The following is a 16666-nucleotide window of genomic DNA, read 5'->3' on the forward strand; positions in this document are numbered from 1 at the left end:
CACGATTGTTTACGAGGTAAATGACGGCGCACAGAGGGCGCCATACAAACTCAAAATCCTAGCACGTTTCGGGCGTATCCCCGCATCGCGGCGGGGCAGCGTGCCGGGCCTTGGGGTGGTTCCCGGAAACAGGGAAACCCCCGCTCCCAGACGGGAACGGGGGTTTCTCAAGCATCAACGTGCAGCGGGCTGCAGGTGTTACTTGGCCTTCTCGAGGATCTCCACCAGACGCCACCGCTTGGTAGCGGAGAGCGGGCGGGTCTCGGCGAGGAGTACGAGGTCGCCGATGCCGGCGCTGTTCTCTTCGTCGTGAGCCTTGATCTTCGTGTTGCGGCGAAGGACCTTGCCGTAGAGGGCGTGCTTCACACGGTCCTCGACCTGGACAACGATGGTCTTTTCCATCTTGTCCGAGACCACGTAGCCGCGCTTCGTCTTACGGTCACCGCGCTCGTCAGCCGTAGCTGCGCCGGAAACAGTTTCCGTCACGTTCTCGTCCTTTTCACTCACTTGGTGTCCTCCTCAGTCTCAACCGTTTCAGCCTTGTCGGCCTTCTTGGTTGCAGCCTTCTTGGACTTCTTTTCTTCCTTGGCTTCCACAACCGGTGCGGCAACCTCGGCACGAATGCCCAGCTCGCGCTCACGGAGAACGGTGTAGATGCGGGCGATGTCCTTCTTTACCGCGCGCAGACGACCGTGGTTCTCCAGCTGACCGGTGGCGGACTGGAAACGCAGGTTGAACAGCTCTTCCTTGGCCTTACGGAGTTCCTCAACGAGTCGCTCGTTGTCGAAACCGTCCAGCTGTGCGGATGCAAGTTCCTTGGATCCTACTGACATTTCTATTCACCACCTTCGCGACGCAGAATGCGTGCCTTCAACGGGAGCTTGTGGATCGCCAGGCGCAGTGCCTCGCGGGCCGTTTCTTCATCGACCCCGGAGATCTCGAAGAGAACCCGGCCCGGCTTGACGTTTGAGACCCACCATTCCGGAGAACCCTTACCGGAACCCATACGGGTTTCGGCCGGCTTCTTCGTCAGCGGACGGTCCGGGTAGATGTTGATCCAGACCTTGCCGCCACGCTTGATGTGGCGTGTCATCGCGATACGGGCAGATTCGATCTGACGGTTGGTGACGTATGCCGGGCTCAGAGCCTGGATACCCCACTCACCGAAGGAGACCTTCGTGCCGCCCGTTGCAGCGCCGGAACGACCCGGGTGGTGCTGCTTACGGTGCTTGACTCGACGTGGGATAAGCATTTAAGCTTGTCCTCCTTCTGCTGGCTGCGCCGCACCTGCGGTAGCGGCTTCGACAGCCGGAGCTTCGGCAGCAGCGGGTGCAGCCTCGGCCGGGCGGTCGGTACGACGACGGCGGTCACCACGGTCAGCGCCACCCGGGCGGCCCGGGCGGTCGCTGGCACCACGGCCGCGGGACGGAGCAGCAGCTGCCTGCTGAGCCAGTTCCTTGGCGGTGACGTCACCCTTGTAGATCCAGACCTTCACGCCAATGCGGCCGAAGGTGGTCTTGGCCTCGTAGAAGCCGTAGTCGATGTTCGCGCGGAGGGTGTGCAGGGGCACACGGCCTTCGCGGTAGAACTCCGAGCGGGACATTTCTGCGCCGCCCAGTCGACCCGAGCAAGCGATCCGGATGCCCTTGGCACCGGCACGCTGTGCGGACTGCATGGCCTTCTTCATCGCACGGCGGAACGCCACGCGGGAAGTCAGCTGCTCAGCAACGCCCTGGGCAACAAGCTGAGCTTCCATCTCGGGGTTCTTGACCTCGAGGATGTTCAGCTGGACCTGCTTGCCCGTGAGCTTTTCGAGCTCGCCGCGGATGCGGTCTGCTTCTGCGCCGCGGCGGCCGATGACGATGCCCGGACGTGCAGTGTGGATATCCACACGGACACGGTCGCGGGTGCGCTCGATTTCGACCTTGGCGATACCGGCGCGCTCCATGCCCGTGGACATGAGCTGGCGGATACGGATGTCTTCGCGGACGAAGTCCTTGTACCGCTGGCCGGGCTTGGTGCTGTCAGCAAACCAGTGCGATACGTGATCGGTGGTGATGCCGAGTCGGAACCCGTGCGGGTTAACTTTCTGTCCCACTTAGCGAGCCTCCTCTTTCTCCGGGGTAGCGACTACCACGGTGATGTGGCTCGTGCGCTTCTTGATCTGAAATGCACGACCCTGGGCACGCGGCTGGAACCGCTTCATGGTCGGGCCTTCATCAACAAACGCTTCGCTGATGATGAGGTCACCTTCGTCAAACGCCACGCCGTCGCGGTCCGCGAGGACCCGTGCGTTGGAGATTGCCGACTGAACTACCTTGAATACCGGCTCCGAAGCTGCCTGGGGGGCAAACTTCAGAATTGCCAGAGCCTCATTCGCTTGCTTACCACGAACAAGGTTGACGACGCGCCGGGCCTTCATAGGCGTTACGCGGATATGACGCGCAATTGCCTTGGCTTCCATTGCTTTCCTTCTCTCGTCTATGACGTAAGTGCAGGCGCCTAGCGGCGCTTGCCCTTACGGTCGTCCTTGACATGGCCGCGGAATGTCCGCGTTTGAGCGAATTCGCCGAGCTTGTGCCCGACCATCGACTCGGTGACAAACACCGGGATGTGCTTGCGTCCGTCGTGTACGGCGATCGTGTGCCCGAGCATGTCGGGGATGATCATCGAACGGCGGGACCAGGTCTTGATAACGTTCTTGGTGCCCTTTTCGTTTTCCCTTGCAACCTTCACAAAGAGGTGCTGGTCAACGAAAGGACCTTTTTTCAGGCTGCGTGGCATGTGTCCAGGCTCCTATCGCTTGTTCTTGCCAGTACGACGGCGACGAACAATAAGCTTGTCGCTCTCTTTGTTGGGACGGCGGGTGCGGCCTTCGCGCTTACCGTTCGGGTTGACGGGGTGACGTCCACCGGACGTCTTACCCTCGCCACCACCGTGGGGGTGGTCAACCGGGTTCATGGCGACACCACGGACGGTCGGGCGAACGCCCTTCCAGCGCATGCGGCCGGCCTTACCCCAGTTGATGTTCGACTGCTCGGCGTTGCCGACCTCGCCGACGGTTGCGCGGCAGCGCACGTCAACGTTGCGGATTTCGCCGGAAGGCAGACGCAGCTGGGCGAAACGGCCTTCCTTAGCAACGAGCTGGATCGATGCGCCGGCGGAGCGGCCCATCTTGGCGCCGCCACCCGGACGCAGTTCGACTGCGTGGATAACGGTACCGACCGGGATGTTGCGCAGCGGCAGGTTGTTGCCAGGCTTGATGTCAGCCGTGGCACCTGCTTCTACGGTGTCACCCTGGGCCAGCTTGTTCGGGGCAATGATGTAACGCTTGGTGCCATCAATGTAGTGCAGGAGTGCGATGCGAGCCGTGCGGTTCGGATCGTACTCGATCTCGGCAACGCGGGCGTTGACGCCGTCTTTGTCGTGGCGACGGAAGTCGATCAGACGGTACTGGCGCTTGTGGCCACCACCCTTGTGGCGGGTCGTGATCTTGCCGGTGTTGTTACGGCCGCCCTTTTTCGGGAGGGGACGTACCAACGACTTTTCCGGCGTCGACCGCGTGATTTCAGTGAAGTCCGCTACGCTCGAGCCGCGACGGCCCGGGGTAGTCGGCTTATATTTACGGATTCCCATAATTTATTTCCTCGTTAAAGTGGTCTCCGCTACGAGAGCGGACCGCCGAAGATGTCGATAGTGCCTTCTTTGAGGCTCACAATTGCACGCTTGGTGTTCTTGCGGGTACCCCATCCGAATTTGGTGCGCTTGCGCTTACCGGCACGGTTGATGGTGTTGATCGAGTCGACCTTGACGGAGAAGATTTTCTCCACGGCCAGCTTGATCTCGGTCTTGTTCGAGCGGGGGTCCACCAGGAAGGTGTACTTGCCCTCATCGATCAGGCCGTAGCTCTTTTCCGAGACGACGGGTGCAAGCACGACGTCGCGCGGGTCTTTGATGGTGGCTGCACTCACTTGGCATCCTCCCCGTTCTTTGCCACTGCCCGGTCAGCAACGAATGCTTCGTAGGCAGCCTTGGTGAAGACAACGTCATCGGAAACGAGAACGTCGTAGGTGTTCAGCTGGTCTGCGTACAGAACGTGAACATCCGTGAGGTTGCGCACGGAAAGTGCGGCAACATCGTTGGCGCGCTCGATGACGACGAGCAGGTTCTTGCGCTCGGAGACACCTCGCAGAGTTGCCAGTGCGGCGCTGGAGGACGGCTTGGTGCCGGCAACCAGTTCAGCAATGACGTGGATGCGGCCGTTGCGTGCGCGGTCAGAGAGTGCGCCGCGCAGTGCAGCAGCAATCATCTTCTTGGGGGTGCGCTGGCTGTAGTCACGCGGCGTGGGGCCGTGGACAACGCCACCACCGGTCATGTGAGGAGCACGGATTGAACCCTGACGGGCGCGGCCGGTGCCCTTCTGCTTGAACGGCTTGCGACCTGCGCCGGAAACCTCGGCGCGGGTCTTGGTCTTGTGGGTACCCTGGCGAGCAGCAGCGAGCTGGGCAACGACGACCTGGTGCAGCAGCGGCACGTTGGTCTGTACGTCGAAGATCTCTGCAGGCAGGTCAACCTTGACAGTGCTAGTCATTGAACTAGGCTCCCTTCACGGCGGTGCGTACGAGTACGACCTGGCCGCGGGCGCCGGGGACGGCGCCCTTGATCAGGAGCAGCGACTTCTCGACGTCAACCGCGTGAACCGTGAGGTTCAGCGTGGTGTGACGCACGGCGCCCATGCGGCCGGCCATTTTCATGCCCTTGAAGACGCGGCTCGGGGTGGATGCGCCACCGATTGAACCGGGCTTACGGTGGTTCTTGTGTGCACCGTGGGAAGCTCCAACGCCGTGGAAGCCGTGACGCTTCATAACACCGGCGAAGCCCTTACCCTTGGTGGTGCCAACGACGTCGATCTTCTGGCCGGCCTCGAAGAGCTCAACTGAAAGCTCCTGGCCCAGCTCGTAAGAGTCAGCATCTGCGGTACGCAGTTCGACGACGTGGCGGCGAGGCGTGACGCCCGCCTTTTCAAAGTGACCAGCCAGCGGCTTGGTGACCTTGCGGGGATCGATCTGGCCGTAGCCGATCTGAACGGCGACATAGCCATCAGTGGCTGCATTGCGCAGCTGGGTGATGACGTTTGAGTCTGCCTGGACCACAGTGACGGGGATGAGCTTGTTGTTCTCGTCCCAGACCTGGGTCATGCCGAGCTTCGTGCCCAGCAGGCCCTTTACGTTACGGGTTGCGGTCATAGTCTCTCAGCACCTCCCTACAGCTTGATTTCGATGTTCACGTCGGCCGGCAGGTCGAGACGCATGAGCGAATCAACAGCCTTGGGCGTGGGGTCGATGATGTCGATCAGACGCTTGTGAGTCCGCATTTCGAAGTGCTCACGGCTGTCCTTGTACTTGTGCGGAGAGCGGATGACGCAGTAGATGTTCTTCTCCGTCGGCAGCGGCACAGGGCCAACTACCGTGGCGCCTGCGCGCGTGACCGTCTCAACGATCTTCCGTGCTGAAGAGTCAATGACCTCGTGGTCATATGACTTCAGCCGGATGCGGATTTTTTGTCCCGCCATGTCGCCTGACTCTCTTTCAGTTAGTGCTGCTCCAGTGAGGGCTGCTCTGTTTACTTTCGTGTTGCATGTGGCTGCCGAGGCAATTGAAGTCGTAACTACCACCCGCCGCACAAGCTGAATCCGGAAAGATCCGGGTTCCTCAACCTGCCGACGTAACCGACCCCCGCGGTCGGGCGTGTCGCGCTATTCACGCAAACTCGCCCGCAGTTCCATGGGGAGTGGGTTATGTTTGGTCTCCCACCTGGACCCTGACACCCGGCATTATCCGGATCGGGACGCGAAGGAGCGCTTGAACAACTCATCTAGTATGCCGGAATTTACGGGCAGAAGCGAATCAAGGCCCGCGGGACAGGCGTGTGCGCGTCCTGCGACGGGACGTCACCAACTCATTGCCTTCGACAACCGTGGAATGGATGATGAGGACATGACTGTGCAGGATGCTGTAGCAGTTCAGGCCCTCGCCGAGCGCCTGAGCCCCGAGTTCCAGCTGGGCGTGGCCTCGGCCGCCTTCCAGATCGAAGGCGCCCTCTCGGCCGGCGGCCGCGGCCCTTCAGGGTGGGACGCGTTTGCCGAGAAACCGGGCAGCATCATGGACGGGCACTCCCCCGCCGTCGCCTGCGACCACTACAACCGGGCCCCCGAAGACGTCGAACTGATGCGGTCCCTTGGCATCGACTCCTACCGTTTCTCCATTTCGTGGCCGCGGATCCAGCCCGATGGCAGCGGGCCGTTCAACAGCGACGGCCTCGACTTCTACGACCGGCTGATCGACCAGCTGCTCGCGGCCGGCATCTCCCCCATGGCAACCCTGTACCACTGGGACACCCCGTTGCCGCTGGAACACCGCGGGGGCTGGCTCAACCGCGCCACAGCCGAACGCTTCGCCGAGTACAGTGCCGCCGCCGGCAAACGGTTCGGTGACCGCGTATCCCAGTGGGTGACGCTGAACGAACCCGTCTCCGTCACGCTCAACGGCTACGCCCTGGGGCTCCACGCCCCGGGCCGCGACCTGCTCTTCGATGCCCTGCCCTCGGTCCATCACCAACTCCTGGGGCACGGGCTGGCCGTGCAGGCGCTGCGCGCCGAGGCCGTCACCGGCACCGTGGGCGTCACCAACCTGCACTCACCTGTCCGGCCCGCGTCCGGCTCCGTGACAGACAGGTTCCTGGCACACCTTTTCGACCTGGTCCTGAACCGGGTCTACGCGGACCCGATCCTCCTGGGCAGCTACCCCAAGCCGCCGCTACTTGCCCGGCCCTGGTTCCGCTCGCTGGGGAAGATCTCCGACGCGGACCTGGCAAATATCCACCAGCCGCTGGATTTCTACGGACTGAACTACTACTACCCGGTCAAGGTGGCCACCGGGCACGGCAACGGCGACAGCCCCGGGGGCGCCTCCGAGTCAATGCTCAAGATGCCGTTCCATTTGGCCGGGTTCCCGGAATACGCCACCACGGGGTTCGGCTGGCCGGTGGCTCCGGACCATCTGGGTGTCCTGCTCCGCGAGCTGAAGGACAGGTACGGGAATGCCCTGCCGCCGCTCTACATCACCGAGAGCGGGGCCAGCTTCCCCGAGCCGGAGCACGTCTCGGGACCCATCGCCGACGCCGAACGGATCAGCTACCTGGCGGCCCACCTGGGCACGGCCCTCGATGCGACGGCACCCGGCGGCATCGCCGAGGACGTCGAACTGCTGGGCTACTACGTCTGGACCCTGATGGACAACTTCGAGTGGGCGGCCGGCTACTCGCAGCGCTTCGGCCTGGTGCACGTGGACTTCGACACGCAGGTGCGCACGCCCAAGGACTCCTACTACTGGTACCAGGCCCTCAGCCGGGCCCGGAAGAGTTAGCCGGGCGCGCGCCTACTGGTTCTTATTCGCCCGGTTGATGCGCTTGGCGCGCTCGATCTCGTTGCGGAAATGCCTCTTCGCCCAGAAGAACGCCACCACGACGGCGATAACCACCAACAGGAAGATAAACCAGCCCATTGTGAGCTCCCTTCGTTGGGAGCAACGATATCAGCAGGAGGCTAAATCCATTCCTTAGCTAAAAGAGGGCAAAGAACAGCCCCGCTGCGACGGCAACGGGGCTGTTCCTCACTTCACGGCTGGCCGTCAGGCGGCCAGTCCGGTCAGCAGGTAATGCGGATGATCAAGTATTACTTGAGGATCTTGGTGACGCGTCCCGAACCAACGGTGCGGCCGCCTTCGCGGATAGCGAAGCCGAGGCCCTCTTCCATGGCGATGGGCTGGATGAGCGCAACGGTCATCTCAGTGTTGTCGCCAGGCATAACCATTTCCGTGCCTTCCGGCAGGGTGATAACGCCGGTTACGTCCGTGGTGCGGAAGTAGAACTGCGGGCGGTAGTTGGAGTAGAACGGGTTGTGACGTCCGCCTTCGTCCTTGGAGAGGATGTAGACGTTAGCCTCGAAGTCGGTGTGCGGGGTGATGGAACCCGGCTTGACGACAACCTGGCCGCGCTCTACGTCATCACGCTTCAGACCGCGAAGCAGGAGGCCACAGTTCTCGCCGGCCCATGCCTCGTCGAGCTGCTTGTGGAACATCTCGATACCGGTAACCGTGGTCTTCTGGACCGGGCGGATGCCGACGATCTCGACCTCGGAGTTGATGGCGAGGGTTCCACGCTCGGCGCGGCCCGTAACAACGGTGCCACGGCCGGTGATCGTGAAGACATCTTCGATCGGCATCAGGAACGGCTTGTCGCGGTCACGTACCGGGTCCGGCACGGAGTTGTCGACAGCTTCCATGAGGTCCTCGACGGACTTGACCCAAACCGGGTCGCCTTCGAGAGCCTTCAGACCGGAAACGCGAACAACCGGAGCCTCATCGCCATCGAAGCCCTGAGCCGAAAGCAGCTCGCGAACTTCCATTTCGACGAGGTCGAGGAGCTCTTCGTCATCGACCATGTCCGACTTGTTCAGCGCAACCAGCAGGTAGGGAACGCCAACCTGGCGGGCGAGCAGGACGTGCTCGCGGGTCTGAGCCATCGGGCCGTCAGTGGCGGCAACCACGAGGATTGCACCGTCCATCTGTGCAGCGCCGGTGATCATGTTCTTGATGTAGTCAGCGTGACCCGGGGCGTCTACGTGTGCGTAGTGGCGCTTCTCGGTCTGGTACTCAACGTGGGAGATGTTGATGGTAATGCCGCGCTGACGCTCTTCGGGAGCAGAGTCAATAGACGCGAAGTCGCGCTGCTCGTTGAGTGTCGGGTACTTGTCGTACAGCACCTTGGAAATCGCGGCCGTCAGCGTCGTCTTACCGTGGTCAACGTGACCAATGGTGCCGATGTTGACGTGCGGCTTAGTCCGCTCGAACTTTGCCTTTGCCACAGGTTCCTCCTAGAACGTTTTCAAATGACTTACCCTTCGACCGCGCTTGTCGCGGCGAAACTTCAGTAAGTCTACTTGGGGGGCTTTGGATTGATGAAATTGCAGATTCAGGAACTAATACTAGTCCCTCGAGCCTGTCGGTGCAGATGGCCGGTCCACGCTTGACCGGAAAAGCGGCTGACCGGAACCGGCCACCTGCACCGGGTGAATTTCCGGAACCGGAAACGCACCCGAGTTTGCTGCGTTGAACAGTCCGGAGACTACTCGCCGCGGTTCTTCTGGATGATCTCGTCGGCATATGCCTTCGGGACCTCGGCGTAGCTGTGGAACGTCATGGAGTACACAGCGCGGCCCTGGGTCTTCGAGCGCAGGTCACCGATGTAGCCGAACATGCCGGACAGCGGGACGTGCGCGCGGATGACCTTGACGCCCTGGGCATCTTCCATGGACTGCATCTGGCCACGGCGGGAGTTGAGGTCACCGATAACTTCACCCATGTATTCCTCAGGGGTGCGGACCTCGACATCCATCAGCGGTTCGAGCAGGACAGGGTTCGCCTTGCGTGCGGCTTCCTTGAAAGCCATACGGCCGGCGATCTTGAACGCCATTTCCGAGGAGTCAACATCGTGGTACGCGCCGTCGATCAGCGTGGCCTTGATGCCGACAACCGGGTAACCGGCGAGGACGCCGTCGTTCAGCGCACTCTGGATACCAGCGTCAACCGAGGGGATGTATTCGCGCGGAATACGGCCACCGGTGACCTTGTTCGAGAACTCGTACATCTCGCCCTCGGACGTGTCCAGCGGCTCGATCGCGATCTGGATCTTTGCGAACTGGCCGGAACCACCGGTCTGCTTCTTGTGCGTGTAGTCGTGACGCTCTACAGCCTTCTTGATGGTTTCGCGGTAAGCAACCTGCGGCTTGCCAACGTTGGCCTCGACCTTGAATTCGCGGCGCATGCGGTCCACCAGGATGTCCAGGTGGAGCTCGCCCATGCCGGCGATGATGGTCTGGCCCGTGTCTTCGTTGAGGGAGACCTGGAAGGTCGGGTCCTCAGCGGAGAGCTTCTGGATGGCCGTGGAGAGCTTCTCCTGGTCACCCTTGGTGTTCGGCTCGATCGCCACCGAGATCACGGGCTCCGGGAAGCTCATGGATTCAAGGACGATCTGGTTGCCGGAGTCGCACAGCGTGTCTCCCGTAGTGGTGTCCTTGAGGCCGATCGCTGCGTAGATGTGGCCGGCGGTAGCGCCTTCAACGGGCATTTCCTTGTTGGCGTGCATCTGGAACAGCTTGCCGATCCGCTCCTTCTTGCCCTTGGTGGAGTTGACCACCTGCGAGCCTGCTTCCACGTGACCGGAGTACACGCGGATGAAGGTGAGCTGACCGAAGAAGGGGTGGGTCGCAATCTTGAACGCCAGGGCCGAGAACGGCTCCTCGGAAGAAGGCTTGCGCGTCAGTTCCTTCTCTTCGTCGCGGGGATCGTGACCGATCATCGGCGGGACGTCGAGCGGGTTCGGCAGGTAATCGACAACGGCGTCAAGCATCGGCTGGACGCCGCGGTTCTTGAATGCGGAGCCGCAGAAGACCGGGTAAAGCTCGGAGTTGATCGTCATCTTGCGGATGCCGGCCTTGAGCTCGTCGGTGGTGATTTCTTCGCCTTCGAGGTACTTCTCCATGAGCTCTTCGGAGGACTCGGCAACGGTCTCAACGAGCGTTGCGCGGTACTCTTCGGCCTTGGCCTGGAGGTCAGCCGGGATCTCCTGGATCTCGTACTTGGCGCCCATGGTGACGTCACCCTTGGAGTCGCCGGGCCACACCAGTGCACGCATGTAAAGCAGGTCGACGACGCCGATGAAGTCGTTCTCGGCGCCGATCGGCAGCTGCATGACGAGCGGCTTGGCACCGAGGCGGCTGATGATGGTGTCGACGGTGAAGTAGAAGTCAGCGCCGAGCTTGTCCATCTTGTTGACGAAGCAGATGCGCGGGACGTTGTACTTGTCAGCCTGGCGCCAGACAGTCTCAGACTGCGGCTCCACGCCTTCCTTGCCATCGAACACGGCAACTGCACCGTCGAGGACGCGCAAGGAGCGCTCCACCTCAACCGTGAAGTCAACGTGGCCGGGGGTGTCGATGATGTTGATCTGGTTGTTTTCCCAGAAGCAGGTCACGGCGGCAGACGTGATGGTGATGCCGCGTTCCTTTTCCTGTTCCATCCAGTCAGTGGTCGACGCGCCGTCGTGCGTTTCGCCGATCTTGTGGTTCACACCCGTGTAGAACAGGATGCGCTCGGTAGTAGTGGTCTTGCCGGCATCAATGTGGGCCATGATGCCGATGTTGCGGACCTTGCTAAGGTCGGTAAGCACGTCCTGTGCCACGGTGTCTCCCTTTCGGATGGACTGCACGTCCGCCGCCGGCTCGGTTGAGCCGGCGGCGTTCGGGAAGTATTACCAGCGGTAGTGGGCGAAGGCCTTGTTGGACTCGGCCATCTTGTGCGTGTCTTCGCGACGCTTCACAGCGGCACCGAGACCGTTGGAGGCATCCAGGATTTCGTTCTGGAGGCGCTCGGTCATGGTCTTCTCGCGGCGAGCCTTGGAGTAGCCGACCAGCCAGCGGAGGGCGAGGGCGGTGGAACGGCCCGGCTTAACCTCAACCGGAACCTGGTAGGTTGCGCCACCGACACGGCGGGAGCGGACCTCGAGGGAAGGCTTGACGTTCTCCATGGCCTTCTTGAGGGCTGCAACGGGGTCGCCGCCGGACTTGGCACGGGCACCTTCGAGGGCACCGTAAACGATGCGCTCTGCGGTGGACTTCTTGCCGTCAACCAGCACCTTGTTGATCAGCTGCGTGACCAGCGGTGAGCCGTAAACGGGATCTAGAACTAGCGGCCGCTTGGGGGCCGGACCCTTGCGAGGCATATTACTTCTTCTCCATCTTTGCGCCGTAGCGGCTACGAGCCTGCTTACGGTTCTTGACACCCTGGGTATCGAGGGCACCACGGACGATCTTGTAGCGGACACCCGGAAGGTCCTTAACACGGCCGCCACGGACGAGCACAATGGAGTGCTCCTGGAGGTTGTGGCCTACACCGGGGATGTAAGCGGTGACCTCAACGCCACCGTTGAGGCGCACACGTGCAACCTTACGAAGGGCCGAGTTCGGCTTCTTCGGGGTGGTGGTGTAGACGCGGGTGCAAACACCGCGGCGCATGGGGCTGCCGTTAAGCGCGGGAGCCTTGGTCTTTTTGACCTTAGGCGTGCGGCCCTTGCGGACCAGCTGGTTAATCGTAGGCACTCTCGTGTTCTCCGTTTTATCCGGAGCGGCCGTTGGCGGCCGCTCTCTCGTCGCTGCGCCCCGCCGCTCGAGCTGTGAACTTCAAGAGGAGCTGAGGCGAAGCCTTAATAGTCGGACCGCATGCGGGGACCGCGGGACTTCCATCCCGAAGTGCCCCTAGGCATGCGAAAATGTGGCATACGTTGCACAAGAACCCTGCAAACCGGAAACGTCGTCCTGGTTGAACCTTTCGGCTGCAACCGGCGCACTCATCCACTGCCACAATAACAATTAGTTACAAGTCTAACACGGCCGGCTCCCAGCCCTTAATCGGCGCGGCACCGGGCCGGCCCGCCGTCGTACCTTAAACAGCAACGCGGGGTCACCTCGCGCCCAATCCAAGGTTCGGATTGGGCCGTAAGTGACCCCGCGTTGCTTGTAAGGGCAGGGCGGCAGGGTCCCTACGTGGCGCGGAACGCGACACGAAAGGGCCCGCCCTGCCCGTTAGCGGAAGTCGCTGCCCAGATCGTAGTCATCCAGCGGGATGGCGTGGAACTCAGGAGCTCCGTCGCCGCCCAGGGAATCGTAGGAGAAGTCGCTGAATGCGCTGGGGCCGGTGAACAGGTTGGCCTTTGCTTCTTCAGTCGGCTCTACCGTGACCTCGGTGTAGCGCGGGAGACCCGTGCCGGCCGGGATCAGCTTACCGATGATGACGTTTTCCTTGAGGCCCAGCAGCGGATCGCTCTTGCCTTCCATGGCCGCCTGCGTCAGGACGCGGGTGGTCTCCTGGAAGGAAGCTGCGGACAGCCAGGACTCGGTGGCCAGGGACGCCTTGGTGATGCCCATGAGCTCGGGACGGCCGGATGCCGGCGTCTTGCCCTCGGATACAACCCTGCGGTTGGCCTCTTCGAAGCGGCTGCGTTCGGCGAGCTCGCCGGGCAACAGATCCGATTCGCCGGACTCAATGACCGTGACGCGGCGCAGCATCTGGCGGACGATAACCTCGACGTGCTTGTCGTGGATACCGATGCCCTGGCTGCGGTACACGCCCTGGACTTCGTCAACCAGGAACTTCTGCGCGGCACGGGGGCCCATGATACGCAGAACCTGCTTGGGGTCGACCGGACCGTTGATGAGCTTCTGGCCGACGCTGACGTGATCGCCGTCTTCGATGAGAAGACGTGAACGGCGCAGCACCGGGTAAGCGATCTCTTCAGATCCGTCATCCGGGGTGATGACCAGGCGCATCTGGCGCTCGGACTCTTCGATGGTGATGCGGCCGGCTGCTTCAGCAATCGGTGCGACACCCTTCGGAGTACGTGCTTCGAAGAGCTCCTGGATACGGGGCAGACCCTGGGTGATGTCGTCGCCACCGCTGGAGGAAACAGCACCACCGGTGTGGAACGTACGCATGGTCAGCTGGGTGCCCGGCTCACCGATGGACTGCGCGGCGATGATGCCCACGGCCTCACCGATGTCGACGGTCTTGCCCGTGGCCAGCGAACGGCCGTAGCACAGGGCGCAGGTGCCGACGCTGGACTCACAGGTGAGTACGGAGCGGACCTTGACCTCGGTGATGCCGGCTGCGAACAGTTCGGCAATGACGACGTCGCCGCAGTCGGTGCCGCCTGCTGCCAGGACCTTGCCCTTGGAGTCAACGACATCCACGGCCAGGGTGCGGGCGTACGCGCTGTTCTCGACGTTCTCGTCGAGGACCAGCTCGCCGTTGGCGTCAGCCACGGCGATCGCCGTCATGAGGCCGCGCTCGGTGCCGCAGTCCTCTTCACGGACGATGACGTCCTGCGAGACGTCCACCAGACGGCGGGTCAGGTAACCCGAGTTGGCGGTACGCAGCGCGGTGTCGGCGAGACCCTTACGGGCGCCGTGAGTGGCGATGAAGTATTCCAGCACCGACAGGCCCTCGCGGTAGGAGGACTTGATCGGACGCGGGATGATCTCACCCTTAGGGTTGGCCACCAGGCCACGGATACCCGCGATCTGACGGACCTGCATCCAGTTACCACGGGCACCGGAGGACACCATGCGGTTGATCGTGTTCATCGGGGACAGGCTGTCACGCATCGCCTGGGCGATCTCGTTCGTTGCCTTGTTCCAGATCTCGATCAGTTCCTGGCGACGCTCGTCGTCGTCGATCAGGCCCTTGTCGTACTGGCCCTGGATCTTGGCGGCCATGGTCTCGTAACCGGCGAGGATCCGCGGCTTGTCCTTGGGCACCTCGATGTCGGAGATGGCGACGGTGACGCCGGACCGGGTGGCCCAGTAGAAACCGGCATCCTTCAGGTTGTCCAGCGTTGCCGCCGTGATCACCTTCGGGTAGCGCTCGGCGAGATCGTTGACGATCGTGGACAGTTCGCCCTTGTCCGCAACGTTCTCAACCCACGGGTAGTCCTCGGGCAGGGTCTCGTTGAAGAGGACCTGGCCCAGGGAGGTCTGGACGAGCACGGTCTGACCGGGCTCGTAGCCCTCCGGAGCTTCCCAGCCGGCGTAAGGAACAAAGCCCTCGAGACGGATCTTGACCTGGGAGTTCAGGTGCAGCTCGTGCAGGTCGTAGGCCATGATGGCTTCCGACACCGAGGAGAAGATCCGGCCTTCGCCAGCTGAACCGACACGCTTGGTGGTCAGGTGGTAGAGGCCGATGATCATATCCTGCGAAGGCAGGGTCACCGGGCGGCCGTCGGAGGGCTTCAGGATGTTGTTCGAGGACAGCATCAGGATGCGCGCCTCAGCCTGGGCTTCGGGGCTCAGCGGCAGGTGAACTGCCATCTGGTCGCCGTCGAAGTCGGCGTTGAAGGCGCCACAAACCAGCGGGTGAAGCTGGATTGCCTTACCTTCAACAAGCTGCGGTTCGAACGCCTGGATGCCGAGACGGTGCAGGGTGGGTGCACGGTTCAGCAGCACGGGGTGCTCGGTGATGATCTCTTCGAGGACATCCCAGACCTGCGGGCGGTAACGCTCAACCATCCGCTTGGCCGACTTGATGTTCTGGGCGTGGTTGAGGTCAACCAGGCGCTTCATCACGAACGGCTTGAAGAGCTCCAGTGCCATCTGCTTCGGCAGGCCACACTGGTGCAGCTTCAGCTGCGGGCCCACGACGATGACGGAACGGCCGGAGTAGTCGACGCGCTTACCCAGGAGGTTCTGCCGGAAACGACCCTGCTTGCCCTTGAGCATGTCGCTCAGGGACTTCAGCGGACGGTTGCCCGGTCCGGTGACCGGACGGCCGCGGCGGCCGTTGTCGAAGAGGCTGTCAACGGCTTCCTGAAGCATCCGCTTCTCGTTGTTGACGATGATCTCCGGAGCACCGAGGTCAAGCAGTCGCTTGAGTCGGTTGTTGCGGTTGATCACGCGGCGGTAGAGGTCGTTGAGGTCGGAGGTCGCGAAGCGGCCACCGTCCAGCTGGACCATTGGGCGCAGTTCCGGCGGGATCACCGGGACGGCGTCCAGCACCATGCCGAGCGGGCTGTTGTTGGTGGTCAGGAACGCGTTAACCACCTTGAGCCGCTTCAGGGCGCGGGTCTTGCGCTGGCCCTTGCCGTTGGCGATGATGTCGCGCAACATGTCCGACTCGGCCTGCATGTCGAAGTTCTCAAGACGCTTCTTGATGGCCTCGGCACCCATGGAGCCTTCGAAGTACATGCCGTAGCGGTCGCGCAATTCGCGGTACAGGCCTTCGTCACCCTCGAGGTCTGCGACCTTCAGGTTCTTGAAGCGGTCCCAGACCTGCTCGAGGCGCTCGATTTCAGCGTCCGCGCGCTTGCGGACGTTAGCCATCTGGCGGTCAGCGGAGTCGCGGGCCTTCTTCTTGTCGGCAGCCTTGGCGCCTTCGCCTTCGAGACGGGCAATCTCGTTCTCAAGGTCACGGGCGATCGTGGCGATGTCGGAGTCGCGGTTGTCGATCAGCTGCTTCTTCTCGATGTCGTGCTCAACCTGGAGGTTGGGCAGTTCTTCGTGGCGGCTGTCGGCGTCGACGCTCGTGATCATGTAGGCAGCGAAGTAGATGACCTTTTCGAGGTCCTTCGGCGCCAGGTCAAGGAGGTAGCCCAAACGGGACGGAACACCCTTGAAGTACCAGATGTGCGTGACCGGGGCGGCCAGCTCGATGTGGCCCATGCGCTCGCGGCGGACCTTTGCACGGGTGACCTCAACGCCACACCGCTCGCAGATGATGCCCTTGAAGCGCACGCGCTTGTACTTACCGCAGTAGCACTCCCAGTCGCGGGACGGGCCGAAGATCTTCTCGCAGAAGAGGCCGTCCTTCTCAGGCTTGAGCGTGCGGTAGTTGATGGTTTCCGGCTTCTTAACCTCGCCGTAAGACCAGCCACGGATGTCTTCCGCGGTGGCGAGGCCGATCTGCATGAGGCCGAAGGAGGATTCGCTGGACATATGGTCCCTGTTCTCTCTTGTTCTCTAAATTCTGAAGTCTTGGGTTACGGGAAGAGGGAGGAGAAGTCC

General features: G+C 62.2%; 18 protein-coding genes. 1 reads left to right on the forward strand and 17 read right to left on the reverse strand.

The genetic code is table 11. From position 1 onward, the window contains the following. Positions 1–198: 198 nt before the first annotated feature. Genes rpsQ through rpsJ form a run of 11 tightly spaced genes read right to left on the reverse strand, consistent with a single transcriptional unit; the run spans position 199 to position 5572 of the window. Positions 199–507: a 30S ribosomal protein S17 gene (gene rpsQ, locus BJG92_RS09980; protein ID WP_136321879.1), complete on the reverse strand. Its 309-nt coding sequence runs from the start codon at positions 505–507 to the stop codon at positions 199–201. Then, the gene (gene rpmC / locus BJG92_RS18410) at positions 504–833 is read right to left on the reverse strand and encodes a 50S ribosomal protein L29 (protein ID WP_269461899.1); all 330 of its coding nucleotides are present in this window, start codon (positions 831–833) and stop codon (positions 504–506) included. Before rpmC ends, rpsQ begins: the two co-directional genes overlap by 4 nt. Positions 834–835: 2 nt before the next feature. Next, entirely contained in the window at positions 836–1252 is a 417-nt protein-coding gene (rplP, locus tag BJG92_RS09990) for a 50S ribosomal protein L16 (protein WP_024366129.1), read from the reverse strand. After that, complete coding sequence (gene rpsC / locus BJG92_RS09995) at positions 1253–2098, reverse strand: 30S ribosomal protein S3 (protein ID WP_232083871.1); 846 nt, start codon at positions 2096–2098, stop codon at positions 1253–1255. It abuts the gene before it with no gap. Beyond that, positions 2099–2464: a 50S ribosomal protein L22 gene (rplV, locus tag BJG92_RS10000; protein WP_003803798.1), complete on the reverse strand. Its 366-nt coding sequence runs from the start codon at positions 2462–2464 to the stop codon at positions 2099–2101. Between the two features lie 38 nt (positions 2465–2502). Then, positions 2503–2784, reverse strand: a complete 282-nt coding sequence (rpsS, locus tag BJG92_RS10005; protein WP_211876675.1) for a 30S ribosomal protein S19 — start codon at positions 2782–2784, stop codon at positions 2503–2505. A 12-nt stretch (positions 2785–2796) separates the two neighbouring features. After that, complete coding sequence (gene rplB, locus BJG92_RS10010) at positions 2797–3636, reverse strand: 50S ribosomal protein L2 (protein ID WP_232083872.1); 840 nt, start codon at positions 3634–3636, stop codon at positions 2797–2799. Positions 3637–3665: 29 nt separating this feature from the next. After that, complete coding sequence (gene rplW / locus BJG92_RS10015; RefSeq protein WP_024366132.1) at positions 3666–3971, reverse strand: 50S ribosomal protein L23; 306 nt, start codon at positions 3969–3971, stop codon at positions 3666–3668. Further along, positions 3968–4591, reverse strand: a complete 624-nt coding sequence (gene rplD, locus BJG92_RS10020) for a 50S ribosomal protein L4 (RefSeq protein WP_232083873.1) — start codon at positions 4589–4591, stop codon at positions 3968–3970. The genes rplW and rplD overlap by 4 nt, the downstream gene beginning before the upstream one ends. 4 nt (positions 4592–4595) lie before the next feature. Next, a complete protein-coding gene (gene rplC, locus BJG92_RS10025; RefSeq protein WP_069949300.1) occupies positions 4596–5246 on the reverse strand; it encodes a 50S ribosomal protein L3 in 651 nt (216 codons plus the stop codon). Between the two features lie 17 nt (positions 5247–5263). Next, on the reverse strand, positions 5264–5572 hold the full coding sequence (gene rpsJ / locus BJG92_RS10030; RefSeq protein ID WP_024366135.1) for a 30S ribosomal protein S10: 309 nt from the start codon (positions 5570–5572) through the stop codon (positions 5264–5266). 424 nt (positions 5573–5996) lie between these two features. Here rpsJ and BJG92_RS10035 point away from each other — a divergent pair, with 424 nt between their 5' ends. Continuing rightward, complete coding sequence (locus BJG92_RS10035) at positions 5997–7424, forward strand: GH1 family beta-glucosidase (RefSeq protein ID WP_232083874.1); 1428 nt, start codon at positions 5997–5999, stop codon at positions 7422–7424. Between the two features lie 12 nt (positions 7425–7436). On the opposite strand, the gene BJG92_RS18415 is transcribed toward BJG92_RS10035, so the two are convergent. The 6 genes from BJG92_RS18415 to BJG92_RS10060 all read right to left on the reverse strand — a co-directional run bounded on the left by BJG92_RS18415 (position 7437) and on the right by BJG92_RS10060 (position 16597). Beyond that, on the reverse strand, positions 7437–7562 hold the full coding sequence (locus BJG92_RS18415; RefSeq protein ID WP_269461900.1) for a hypothetical protein: 126 nt from the start codon (positions 7560–7562) through the stop codon (positions 7437–7439). Positions 7563–7732: 170 nt separating this feature from the next. After that, a complete protein-coding gene (gene tuf / locus BJG92_RS10040) occupies positions 7733–8923 on the reverse strand; it encodes an elongation factor Tu (RefSeq protein WP_069949303.1) in 1191 nt (396 codons plus the stop codon). A gap of 260 nt (positions 8924–9183) precedes the next feature. Continuing rightward, entirely contained in the window at positions 9184–11298 is a 2115-nt protein-coding gene (fusA, locus tag BJG92_RS10045; RefSeq protein ID WP_232083875.1) for an elongation factor G, read from the reverse strand. A 69-nt stretch (positions 11299–11367) separates the two neighbouring features. Then, entirely contained in the window at positions 11368–11838 is a 471-nt protein-coding gene (gene rpsG, locus BJG92_RS10050; protein WP_011692813.1) for a 30S ribosomal protein S7, read from the reverse strand. Position 11839: 1 nt separating this feature from the next. Beyond that, positions 11840–12214 carry a 30S ribosomal protein S12 gene (gene rpsL, locus BJG92_RS10055; RefSeq protein ID WP_011692814.1) on the reverse strand — a complete coding sequence of 125 codons (375 nt, stop codon included), beginning with the start codon at positions 12212–12214 and terminating at the stop codon, positions 11840–11842. Between the two features lie 483 nt (positions 12215–12697). Continuing rightward, on the reverse strand, positions 12698–16597 hold the full coding sequence (locus tag BJG92_RS10060) for a DNA-directed RNA polymerase subunit beta' (RefSeq protein WP_232083876.1): 3900 nt from the start codon (positions 16595–16597) through the stop codon (positions 12698–12700). Positions 16598–16666: the final 69 nt, after the last annotated feature.

Source organism: Arthrobacter sp. SO5 (assembly GCF_020532805.1).
In the GTDB taxonomy this organism is placed as follows: domain Bacteria; phylum Actinomycetota; class Actinomycetes; order Actinomycetales; family Micrococcaceae; genus Arthrobacter.